The sequence below is a fragment of the Psychrosphaera saromensis genome, assembly GCF_002954545.1.
Lineage (GTDB): Bacteria > Pseudomonadota > Gammaproteobacteria > Enterobacterales > Alteromonadaceae > Psychrosphaera > Psychrosphaera saromensis.
In genome coordinates this window covers 3,572,907-3,584,406 of sequence record NZ_MSCH01000003.1, presented here as the reverse complement: position 1 = coordinate 3,584,406, position 11,500 = coordinate 3,572,907, and the positions used below count along the sequence as shown (strand labels likewise).

At 37.8% G+C, this 11,500-nt stretch carries 13 protein-coding genes; 8 read left to right on the top strand and 5 right to left on the bottom strand.

What is annotated here, in order from left to right:
• The first annotated feature begins 3 nt into the window (after positions 1–3).
• Positions 4–738 (top strand): ABC transporter ATP-binding protein, encoded by a 735-nt coding sequence (locus tag BTO11_RS16185; protein WP_105053571.1) that lies wholly within the window; start codon positions 4–6, stop codon positions 736–738.
• Entirely contained in the window at positions 735–1,904 is a 1,170-nt protein-coding gene (locus BTO11_RS16180) for an ABC transporter permease (RefSeq protein WP_105053570.1), read from the top strand. Before BTO11_RS16185 ends, BTO11_RS16180 begins: the two co-directional genes overlap by 4 nt.
• Positions 1,905–1,997: 93 nt before the next feature.
• On the opposite strand, the gene BTO11_RS16175 is transcribed toward BTO11_RS16180, so the two are convergent.
• The 5 genes from BTO11_RS16175 to BTO11_RS16155 form a co-directional block, all read right to left on the bottom strand.
• A complete protein-coding gene (locus BTO11_RS16175) occupies positions 1,998–2,177 on the bottom strand; it encodes a YbaM family protein (RefSeq protein WP_105053569.1) in 180 nt (59 codons plus the stop codon).
• Positions 2,170–2,451 carry a late competence development ComFB family protein gene (locus BTO11_RS16170; protein ID WP_105053568.1) on the bottom strand — a complete coding sequence of 94 codons (282 nt, stop codon included), beginning with the start codon at positions 2,449–2,451 and terminating at the stop codon, positions 2,170–2,172. Before BTO11_RS16170 ends, BTO11_RS16175 begins: the two co-directional genes overlap by 8 nt.
• Positions 2,452–2,597: 146 nt before the next feature.
• Positions 2,598–3,518 (bottom strand): histone deacetylase family protein, encoded by a 921-nt coding sequence (locus BTO11_RS16165; protein WP_105053567.1) that lies wholly within the window; start codon positions 3,516–3,518, stop codon positions 2,598–2,600.
• A 4-nt stretch (positions 3,519–3,522) separates the two neighbouring features.
• Positions 3,523–4,110 (bottom strand): primosomal replication protein PriC, encoded by a 588-nt coding sequence (gene priC, locus BTO11_RS16160; RefSeq protein WP_181135942.1) that lies wholly within the window; start codon positions 4,108–4,110, stop codon positions 3,523–3,525.
• A 1-nt stretch (position 4,111) separates the two neighbouring features.
• On the bottom strand, positions 4,112–4,912 hold the full coding sequence (locus BTO11_RS16155; protein ID WP_373295216.1) for a TSUP family transporter: 801 nt from the start codon (positions 4,910–4,912) through the stop codon (positions 4,112–4,114).
• 128 nt (positions 4,913–5,040) lie between these two features.
• Here BTO11_RS16155 and BTO11_RS16150 point away from each other — a divergent pair, with 128 nt between their 5' ends.
• The 6 genes from BTO11_RS16150 (at position 5,041) to BTO11_RS16125 (ending at position 11,499) form a co-directional block, all read left to right on the top strand.
• A complete protein-coding gene (locus tag BTO11_RS16150; protein WP_105053565.1) occupies positions 5,041–7,563 on the top strand; it encodes a DNA polymerase II in 2,523 nt (840 codons plus the stop codon).
• Between the two features lie 258 nt (positions 7,564–7,821).
• The gene (locus BTO11_RS16145; RefSeq protein ID WP_105053564.1) at positions 7,822–8,589 is read left to right on the top strand and encodes a DUF3450 domain-containing protein; all 768 of its coding nucleotides are present in this window, start codon (positions 7,822–7,824) and stop codon (positions 8,587–8,589) included.
• 4 nt (positions 8,590–8,593) lie between these two features.
• A complete protein-coding gene (locus BTO11_RS16140) occupies positions 8,594–9,952 on the top strand; it encodes a MotA/TolQ/ExbB proton channel family protein (protein ID WP_105053563.1) in 1,359 nt (452 codons plus the stop codon).
• Positions 9,952–10,476 (top strand): MotA/TolQ/ExbB proton channel family protein, encoded by a 525-nt coding sequence (locus tag BTO11_RS16135; RefSeq protein ID WP_105053562.1) that lies wholly within the window; start codon positions 9,952–9,954, stop codon positions 10,474–10,476. Before BTO11_RS16140 ends, BTO11_RS16135 begins: the two co-directional genes overlap by 1 nt.
• Positions 10,477–10,487: 11 nt before the next feature.
• On the top strand, positions 10,488–10,892 hold the full coding sequence (locus tag BTO11_RS16130) for an ExbD/TolR family protein (RefSeq protein ID WP_105053561.1): 405 nt from the start codon (positions 10,488–10,490) through the stop codon (positions 10,890–10,892).
• A gap of 1 nt (position 10,893) precedes the next feature.
• Positions 10,894–11,499, top strand: coding sequence for an energy transducer TonB (locus tag BTO11_RS16125; RefSeq protein ID WP_105053560.1), 606 nt, complete (start codon positions 10,894–10,896; stop codon positions 11,497–11,499).
• The last annotated feature ends 1 nt before the right edge of the window (position 11,500 follow it).

Sequence of the window (11,500 nt, the reverse complement as noted above, 5' to 3'; positions counted from 1 at the left end):
CAAATGTTACAGGTAAATAATTTAGTAAAACATTTTGGCGATATAAAGGCCTTAGACGATTTAAGCTTTTTAGCCGAAGACGGGCAGATCACTGGAATATTAGGACCAAATGGTGCGGGTAAAACCACAGCATTAAGAGTGTTATATGGTTTATTGGAAGCAGAAGAGGGCACAGGTTTAATTAATGGGGTCGACAGTCAAGTGTCACCTCAATTAGCACGTAAAGAAATAGGCATATTCCCAGATAAATTTGGTTTATATGAGCGCTTAACGGCTCGTGAGCAAATATCTTATTTTGCCGGTTTACATGGTTTAAAAGGCAAAGAGAAAGAACAAGCTTTGGATGATGTAATCGAAAAGTTAGATATAGCTGACATTGCAGACCGTCGTTGTGAAGGATTCTCTCAAGGTCAAAGAATGAAAGTGATCATTGCACAAGCCTTAGTCCACCAACCACAAAATTTAATACTAGATGAGCCTACTCGTGGTCTTGATGTAATGAGTACTCGGATATTGCGTGAAATACTGTTGGAATTAAAACAACAAGGAAAATGCATATTGTTTTCGTCACATGTAATGCAAGAAGTGGCAGCTTTGTGCGACAAGGTTATTGTCGTTGCTAACGGTAAAGTTGCAGCGGTAGGTACACCACAAGAGTTGTGTGAGCGTACTGGTAAAACAGAATTTGAAGATGCATTTGTAGCATTAATAGGAAGTGATGAAGGGATAGCAGCATGATAAAAACATTATTTACCAAGGAGTTCTTGGACTCAATTCGTGATAAGCGTTCTATTTTTGCTGCGCTATTAGGTGCATTTCTACCACCTATTTTCTTTGCGGCTATTATGACGTTTACATTAGAAGAGAGTACGTCGGTTGATGAGCTATATATTAGTATTGAGAACCAACAACAAGCGCCTCATGTTGTAGCCTTATTAGAGCAAAGTAAAATCCTGCATGCTGATATGCCTGAAGCGGGCAAGACGTTTGAGTTAGATGGTGAAAGCCTTGAGCATTCTAAAATCACCCTTACGTTTGCCGATGACTTTGCGCAGAAGATGGAGCAAGGGCAGAAAGCGACAATTACCTTGTTAGCTGATTATTCTAAAAAAGGCTCTAGAGAAGAAATATCTCGTATCAAAACCGTGGTTAATAGATACCAGAGTCAATTAGTGACAATGAAGTTAACCGCAAGAGGTATTTCACCTAGCTTATTAAGTCCAATTCATATTGAAGAGAACGATACCAGTTCACCGTCGTCTAAGTCTGCCTTGATCTTGGGGATGTTAGGTGTGATGATTTTGGTTGCTGCTTTTGTGTCGTCCACTAATGTGGCGATAGACTGTAGTGCTGGTGAGCGTGAGCGTAATTCATTAGAACTGTTAATTATGCAACCGGTAAGTACGCTGCAAGTTGTTATAGCAAAAGCAATGAATACTGCTTTTTTTGGCGCGGTTGGTGCTACTTTAAGTATTGTCTTAACCGCCCTGGTTATTCCGTTTATTCCATTGCATAAGGCTGGAATGGCGTTTAACTTTGATCTGCAGTTAGGCCTAACGATTTGGTTACTGTTATTGCCATTAGCTTTGTTTGCCGCCGCATTTCAATTGGCCGTGGCTTTTCATGCTAAGTCGTTTAAAGAAGCACAATCTTATATTCAATACACAATCATGGTACCTGTATTTTTACCTATGGTATTGGAAATTATGAATTATAAGAATGCAGCGCTTAGTTACATTCCAATTTTTGCTCAACAACAAGCGATTAGCCAATTAATAAGAGGGGACTTAGAAAGTTATCTACCTTTTGTTGGAGGCTCTATAATCACAATTATTGTATCGTTTGCGATTATCAAATTTACAGCTAATTCACTAAAGTCTGAAAAGGTTGTATTAGGTTTATAACCTTAATTAGGACGTGGTAAATTGTTAAAACAAAAAAGAGCCTTGAGGCTCTTTTTTTGTTTGGGCTATTATTCATTTATTAATGCAGAGATATTAGCTTGGGATCAACTTTTGTTTAAAGTCTGCCGCGACAATATCGAGTGCTTTGAGTACTGTTTCTGCTGGCATTTCATTTGACTCAAGTAAGTAAATCAAATCGACGGCTAATTGAATATGTTGCTCAGCAGTTTCTAGTGTTTGTGTTTCATTATAGGGTGTTAAATTTTCACTCAATTTCGTTTTCTCGTAATTCTTTGGAGTCCATAAATTCAAGCGCTCGGCCAATTGATTCTCTTACATTCATTTCCATTTCATAACGTTCAGCTACCGGTAAATAAAATGCCATGTCCACTTCATGTCTAATGTACTTAGATGGTAATTGGTTTAATACGATACAGCATAAGTCAGATAAAAATTCAGTTGAGAATCGTTTATCCAAACGATTTGCAATTATGTATTCGAGAACCAATTTTTCGTAATAGTTGTGAATGTCGTCATTGAGTTGCATAAACATTTTCCTAATCTGAGTTCCTTTGTTTATGACAATAGCACCGTATTTATAAGAATCAATCAGAAAATTACTATCGATATTATTTAGGCTTTCAAATCAAAAATCTTGGTAGGTGGGATTAACCGTTGATACTAGCGGACTAGTTAATTAATGAAGGTATCAATCGCTGCATTTATAAGTTGTATATGAACATCCGTCAATGCCTTGATATCTCTTTGATAACCACCACCTATAACCGCCATAACTGGAATGTTATGTTGTTTTGCTAGTTGAAAGACCATAAGGTCTCGTTGGTAAATACCTTCAGTGGTGATATTCAGCAAACCTAAGTCATCGTCTTGATGTATATCGACACCCGCATCGTAAATAATGAAGTCAGGTTTAAATGAATGAAATGCCGATATTAGCGCGTCATTAACTTGTGCTAAATAGTGATCATCTTCTAGATGTTTATCTAACCCTATGTCCCAGTCACTTTGCTGTTTTCTCGTTGGGAAGTTCTTTTCACAATGAATAGACAAACTAAAAATGTCAGGATTATCCGCAACACAAGTGGCGGTTCCATCACCCTGATGTACGTCACAGTCGAAAATAAGTACCCGATTAACTTTACCTTCATCAAGAAGCGTTTGTGCGGCAATGGACAAGTCGTTAAATACACAAAAGCCAGAGCCAAAATCCGGATGAGCGTGGTGGTATCCACCTGTAAGGTTTATCGCTACGCTATGTTCAACCGCAAGTCTTGCGGTTTGTAAGGTTCCGCCAACAGCGGTTAAAGTACGACTTACAAATTGCTCCGACCAGGGAAAACCAATACGTTTCATTTCTTTGTCGGTGAGCTTATTAGTCAGAAAATTATGTATGTAATCTGTTTGATGAATTTGTTTAAGTTGCTCGGTGCTAATTGGATGACTTACTAAGTTAACATTGACTTTGCTTCCATGCTTTTTTATGGCCGCATCTTTTAACGTTAAATACTTTTCAATCGGAAATCTGTGATTTTTGGGAAGTGTTAACTGACTATAAATAGGGTGAAATACCAAAGGTAAAGATAGGGTAGTCATAAGGTTAGTTATTATTGTCTAGCTTCTGAATAGACTCTTCTATTTTACTTAATGCTTGGCGACAACGCCCGAGTCTTTGTTGATTGGTTAACACGTCTTGTTGCAAGGCCATTCTATTAGCGTTGCCTTTATACATAGAAAGTTGTTGTTGAGACTCACTAACCTTGTCGAGTAAGCGACGCTCAAACTCTTGTAGTTTTGACAGCTCGGCATATAACTCCTGGCTCGACTGCGAGGCTTTAACTGTAAATTTCTTAACTTTACTTAAGTTACGAATTCTATCTCTACTATATTGACTGTTTTTTAAATTGATCTCGTTGGACTTAACCAAGCCTTTGAGGCACGAAAACTGTTGGGTTATTCGTTCAGACAAATAAGCGATATGTTGTTCGTCGGTGACTTTGGCAAGTTTGTTAATGGTCGCCGTTAACTCTAGTAAATAATCACTAATATCTTCACTACGAGTGGCAAAGCCTGAGGAGCGAAATATATCGCTATTGGCAAACCATTGTTGTGAATTGAGCTTTAAGCCCTTGATTTGTTCTTTCAGTTTTTCTGACTGTAAGGTCAGCTGAGTAATAAGTGTATTCAATTTATAAAGCCCAAGCGTCAAAGGCAAGTTTTAAAGCCATACAAGAAACCACCACAGTAAATACCGGGCGAATAAACTTATTACCGTATTTAATCGCTGAATGCGCACCACTGTACGAACCTAACATCAAAAATACACCCATTAATAAGCCAACTGCAAAATTAACATAACCTAGATATATAAAAGCAGCTAAAGAGAATATGTTACTAATGAAGTTCATACTTCTGGCAACTCCAGAAGCTAATAAAATATTCAGTCGGTATAAGAATAAGTTACTGACAGTCCAAAAAGCACCAGTGCCAGGGCCTGCAAATCCATCATAAAACCCTAAGATCAAACCTTGGCCAACCTGTTTGTTTTTTAATGTAGAGTTAACTTCTGGGAGTTGATTTGAGTCTTCCGCTTTCATTCGGTTGAATAATGCATAAAGAGCACTGAATCCGACAAATATAGGCAAGATTTTGTTAAGGTTCTCTGCATCAATATAGCTAACGATTACTGTGCCCAGGGTTGCACCTACCGCTGTTGATATAACACTTAACTTCCAAAATGCTGGAGAAAATAATTGGCGTTTATAAAACGTGTAACTGGCCATGAAAGAACCAAAGGTGGATGCTAATTTATTTGTACCTAATACAACATGAGGTGGTAAACCGGATGATAACAACACTGGGACCGTTAATAATCCGCCTCCGCCTGCAATTGCGTCTATATAACCTGCGGCAAAGGCAGCTAGGATTAGAACCCCTATTATAGAAGGTGATAAATTTATAAACTCTGAAAACTCAGTTATCCAGTCCAACTAATACTCCGTAGGATATTTTATTTAGCTAATTGATAATTTAGTTATGTTTAATGCAATTGATATTAGCTATTCTTCGCGGCTATTATAGCGGTGATATCGCTTTATTAACATGAATTAAAAATTTGATGACACAAGAAAAACAAAATGGTTTTTTATTAACTCGTAAACAATATGACCGCAATGGTCGTTGTGTGTTTGAATTATGGGTGAAATCCGATGATGGAGTTCATCAATTGATCATTGAAAATGAAAAAGCCGTTTGTTTTGCCTTTGAGTCAGACAAGACTGAGATATTAGCTTTATGCCAGCAAGCTAAATTAAATATAGCCTTTAAAGATCTAGAATTAACTTCTTTTGACGGTCAAGCTGTATTCGGTTTGTATAGTGAATCTTTAAAGGATTACCACAGGTTAAGAAAGTTAACCGAAGAGCGCAGGATAGAGTTGTTAGAAGCAGATATAAAGCCAATAGATAGATACTTAATGGAAAGGTTTATCCAAGGCGAATTATGCTTTACTGGAATAGAGCAATTAAAGTCACAATCTAACTCCGTAAAATCTGTAAGCGTGATCAATCACGCTCAAATCAAACAAGGCTTTTACAATCCATCTTTCTCCACCTTATCGATAGATATTGAATGTGACGAGCAAGGCTACCTTTATTCAATCGGCTTGCACGGTACCAACATACACAATGATAAGGCTATTCAAATCTCTGGTGCTCAAAGTGCCGGTATTGAAGAGCTTGACAGTCAAGAGCCTGACATTCAAACATCTGGGATTCAAGCTAATTGCAGTGAAAGTGACTCCGTCGAGTTTGTCCTGTACAACGGAATGCAAAATGATGATGAACCCGTCATCAAACCTGACGGCTTACCTGATTACACTATATGGCTCGATAGCGAATGGGAGTTGTTGTTAAAGTTTAATCAACTCGTCGCTGAGTTAAACCCAGATTTAATTATAGGTTGGAACTTTGTAAAGTTTGATGTTCGAGTATTAGTCAATGCGGCTAAACGCAATGGCATTAAGTTAAAACTTGGCCGTGATGGTTCTGAGTTAGAATTTATAGATGGTAATAGAGATGGCGAACAACGTTATCCAGATAAAGTATATATAGCAGGAAGAGTTGTACTTGATGGCATTGAAGTAATGAAAAATGCTACTTACTCATTTCCTAGCTTTTCACTGAACAATGTAGCCAGTCAAATACTCGGTGAGCAAAAGTTAATTCAAGAAAGTGCAGGGGATAAACTCGCAGAGATAAAACATTTATACCAGAACGATCCCACCTCATTAATAAAATATAACTTACAAGATTGTATTTTGGTTTCCAAAATATTCAGTAAAGAAAAATTAGTCGAGTTTGTTATTACTAGAACCAAGCTTACAGGTGTTGAACTTGACCGAGTCGGAGGTTCAGTTGCAGCATTCACCAATTTATATTTACCTCATGCTCATAGGAAAGGTTGGGTAGCGCCAAACTTAGTGTCTGCTCAAGATTATGTAAATAGTCCAGGTGGTTTTGTGATGGACTCGATACCTGGCATCCATAACGATGTCTTGGTGTTTGACTTTAAAAGCCTGTACCCAAGTATTATGAGAACATTTAATATCGACCCCGTTGCTTTGCTTGAGGCTAGGTCTTTAGACGTTGAACACAGAATACCTGGTTTTAGAGGGGGAGAGTTTAGCCGTGACAAAGCCATACTCTCTTCTATATTGGATAAATTATGGCAAGCAAGAGAACAAGCCAAAGCGGATAGTAACAAAGTATTATCCAATGCGATTAAGATCATCATGAATAGTTTTTATGGTGTATTAGGTTCTTCAGGTTGTCGCTTTTATGACACTAAATTAGCAAGCTCAATTACTATGCGTGGACATTGGGTATTGAACCAATCAAAACTATGGTTTGAACAGAAAGGCTTAAGCGTTATCTATGGAGATACAGACTCTGTTTTTGTCAGTTTGGATGATTCAAAGTTTAAGGCTGAAGATGCTGAGCAATTGGGAGTAGAGTTGAACAACTGGTTTAACCAAAAAATTCAGCAGGACTTTAATTTAGATAACAAAATGGAATTGGAGTTTGAGACTCATTTTTCTCCGTTTTTTATGCCAACAATTAGAGGCTCAGAATCCGGATCAAAGAAACGTTATGCTGGAATGAAACAACATAAAAATGCAGAACCTGAGCTTATTTTCAAAGGAATGGAAACAGTAAGAAGTGATTGGACTGAGTTAGCCAAAACATTTCAGATGAAATTATTTCAACTTGTGTTCGCTAAATTGGATTGTGATGAATATATATCATCCATCATTAGTAAGTTGAAAAAAGGGGAATTTGACCATTTACTAATTTACCGAAAACGAATTAGGCAACATATCGCCAGTTATGTAAAAACAACGCCTCCGCATATCAAAGCCGCGCGTTTAGCCAACTCGCAAGGTAATCGCGAACTTTATAGAAAAGGCAGTAGTATTGAATACATTATTGGAATTAATGGACCCAAGATTGACGAGCCGAATCTTATACCTGACTATGAACACTATATAGAGAAGCAAATCTATCCAATTGCTGAAGCTATTTTGGCAATATATTCTCCAAAAACATTAAAACTTTTTAATCAACAACTGACTTTATTGTAAATTCAAAATAAATGATGAACTTTTATTAAAATTGTCGACCCTAATCCTTGGTTATTGGCCGCATTTACTATGAGATTAAGGTTTTATTGTTGTAAATTTGTTCAAGTGAATACTAAGAGCAAATATTGGTCCTCTATTAAATTGACATTGTTGAATATGTTTGGGAGACTCTGTAGCGATTATTCATGTATAAATTTAATGAGCAAAGAGTATTTGCTCTAAAAATAAGAAATTAAATACACACATTGGTTGGGAACTATGTCTAAGATGAAACTAAATCTAGTAGCGTCAGCTCTTGTAAGTGCGATTGCATTTACTGGTTCTGCACTGGCGGCAGATCCACTGGAAAAAATTCACGCTGCAGAGCGTACAATTCATAAAGCCGCGTCACAATCGCAGGTTAAAATCGATTCTATTCAAGAACAAACTCAAGATATCGTTATCGAATATCGTGCAGTTGTTGATGAAACTGAAATTAACAAAGTTTACAACGACCATGTTGCTAAACTAGTTGCTGCTCAGAATGATGAAATTGCATCACTTGAAGGTCAAATAGCAGAGATTGAAAATACTAAGCGAAATGTTGTTCCGCTTATGTATAGCATGATCGATATGTTAGACCAGTTTGTTAATGCTGATATTCCTATTAAATTAGATAGACGTTTAGCCCGTGTTGAAAAACTACGTGCTCTAATGATCAACCCTAAAGTAAGTACTTCTGAAAAATACCGTCAAGTATTAGAAGCGTATGAAATTGAAAAAGATTACGGTTCTGCAGTTGTTGCTTGGCAAGGAACGGAAGTTTTTGATGGTAAAGAAGTATCAGCTGACTTTGTTCACGTAGGTCGTATTGCGCTTGTAGCTCAATCAAAAGATCTTAAGAATGCGTGGGTATGGAATAATACTACACGTGCTTGGGAAAAATTAGGTGATGAATATCTTAGTGATATTACTTTAACTATTCGCATGGCGCGCAAACAAGCACCATATGAATTAATTAAATTACCAATTTTTGCAGCGGAGTAAAAACATGAAACAAGTATTAAATTCATTAGTTTTAGCTGCAGCTTTAGTAGCAACTAGCTTTAATGTTAGTGCTGCAGGTGAACTAGACAAGCTTTTAGATCAGGTGAAAAAAGACCGTATCTCTGAAGGCCAATTAAACAAAAAACGTGAAAAAGAGTTTTTGGCTGCTAAAGCGGACAAACAAGCTTTATTAAATAAAGCTAAAAAAGAACTTAAAGACGAAAAAGCACGTGGAGACCGTTTACAAAAGCAATATGCTCAAAACGACCTTACGTTAATAAAACGAGCAACTGAACTTAAAAATGCCCAAGGCACTTTAGGTGAAATGTTTGGTGTTGTACGCCGTGCAGCAAGTAACACTATTGGTTCAATTACCGCTTCTAATATCTCAGGTCAACCTGGATATGGCGACCGTTCTGCTTTATTAGCTGAACTTGCTGAAGCTAAAAAACTACCAACAACTAAAGAATTAGAAGACCTTTGGATTGCTCTGCAAACTGAAATGACTGAATCTGCCAAAGTTGTAGTATTTGATGCTGAAGTTGCTCAATTAGCTGGTGGTTCTGTTACTAAGAAAGTTACTCGTGTTGGTTCGTTCAACTTAATCGCTGAAGATGAGTACTTGATTTACAACTCTGATGTTGGAAAAATTCAACCACTAGGTAAAGCTGCTGATGGTTACTATGTTTCTTCTGCAAATGCTTTACAAGAAGCAAGTGCTGGCGAATTAGTACCTTTCTATGTTGACCCTTCACGTGGTGGTATCTTACGTCTTAATACACAACGAGCTACATTATCTGACCGTTATCATCAAGGTGGTACTCCAGGTTATGTAATTACTGTTGTTCTTTTCTTAGGTTTATTCATTGCGGCATTCAGCTTATACACTACGTTAACTGAAAGCACGAAAATGAAAGCTCAGCTTAAAGATACTGATAATCCTTCTGATGATAATGCATTAGGTCGTATCTTAAAAATCTACCAAGAAAATAAGACTACTGATGTAGAAAACTTAGAACTTAAATTAGATGAAGCCATTTTACGTGAAACACCACGTATTGACCGCGGTATCAATACAATCAAGATCCTTGCTGCTGTAGCACCTCTTTTAGGTCTATTAGGTACGGTTATTGGTATGATTGAAACGTTCCAACAAATTACATTGTTTGGTACGGGTGACCCGAAATTAATGGCTGGTTCAATCTCAATGGCATTGGTAACAACAGCTATGGGTATCATTGCTGCACTACCATTAATCTTTGTGCATAGTATTGTTGCTGCAAGAGCTAAGAGCATTATTCATGTTCTTGACGAGCAAAGCGCTGGTATCATCGCTGCACATGCTGAGAAGGAGAAAGCGTAATGTTATACCTGATAGGCCTATGGGAATCTGTCAGGGATTTTATTGCGACTGGCGGCTTCGTATTATATTTCGTAGCTGCTGCTCTTCTTATTATGTGGGCATTAATGATCGAGCGTTGGTATTTCCTTAGTTTGGAATATCCGAAACTTCGTGACTCAATTATTTCAAATTGGGAAGCTCGATTAGATACCACATCTTGGAGTGCACATAGAATCCGTGATGCTTGGGTTTCTGAGGCGTCCGAAAAACTAAATGCAAGAATGTTAATAATTAAAACTCTTGTTGCTATGTGTCCGTTAATCGGATTACTAGGTACGGTTACAGGTATGATCGCTGTATTCGATACTATGGCAACACAAGGTACTGGTAACCCACGTTTGATGGCTGCTGGTATTTCTATGGCAACAATCCCTACAATGGCAGGAATGGTTGCGGCTTTGTCTGGAATATTTTTCAGCACAAGGTTAGAAACAAGAGTTAAAGTGGCAAAAGAAAAGCTAGTAGATAGCTTGCCACATCATTAGGAGATTGAACTATGGCACGTAAACAACGTTTCCGTGAAGATGATGACGCTGCAATTGATATGACACCGATGCTTGATATCGTGTTTATCATGCTTATCTTCTTCATCGTTACTACCTCTTTCGTAAAAGAAGCCGGTATTGACGTATTAAAACCTAAAGCAGCTCAAGCAAGTTCAAAACCTTCAGCCAACATCTTTATTGCTATTAGAGCAAATGGCGAAGTTTGGATGGACAAATCTGCAGTAGATATTGAAAGGGTTGGGGCTCGTTTAGAGAGTATGCTTGCCGAGCAACCAACTGATATCGTAATTATTCAAGCAGACGAAGACGCTAAACATGGTGTTGTTGTTGAAGTTATGGATGCTATCAAAGCGGCTGGAATAGATAAAATTTCAATCGCAGCGGAGAAAAAGTAGAATGAAAAGATTTATTACATCAATCATACTTGGTGTAGTAGTCACTTTCGGTTTATTTGTCTTTATGGCTTTTTTAATATCAAGTGGCTCTAGCCCTGATGATGTTGAAAAAGAAAAGATAGTAGTCGAAATTAATTCTACTCCACCAGATAGTGAAACTCAGCAACGAAAACTGGTTCCGCCGCCGCCGCCGCCGCCGCCGAAACAGCCACCACCGCCTGATCAGCCGGAGCCTGAACAACAAATTTCTGACAGTAGTTTTAACTTCAATATGCCGTCGGTAAATGTTGGTGGTTCTATAGGGTTAAGTGGGCCTGGTGCTTTATTACGTGATGGTGACGCAACGCCTATCGTTCGTATTGAGCCTAAGTTTCCAACAAAAGCTGCTCGTGATGGTATTGAGGGTTGGGTTCAATTGAGTTTTGAAATAAACAAAATTGGCGGTGTTGAGAACGTACAAGTTATCAATGCTGAACCTAAGCGTGTATTCGACCGTGAAGCCCGTAAAGCTTTACGTAAGTGGAAATACAAGCCTAAAATGGTTGATGGTAAACCACAACACCAGACAGGTTTAAGTGTTCAATTAGACTTTAAACTAGGGAATTAAT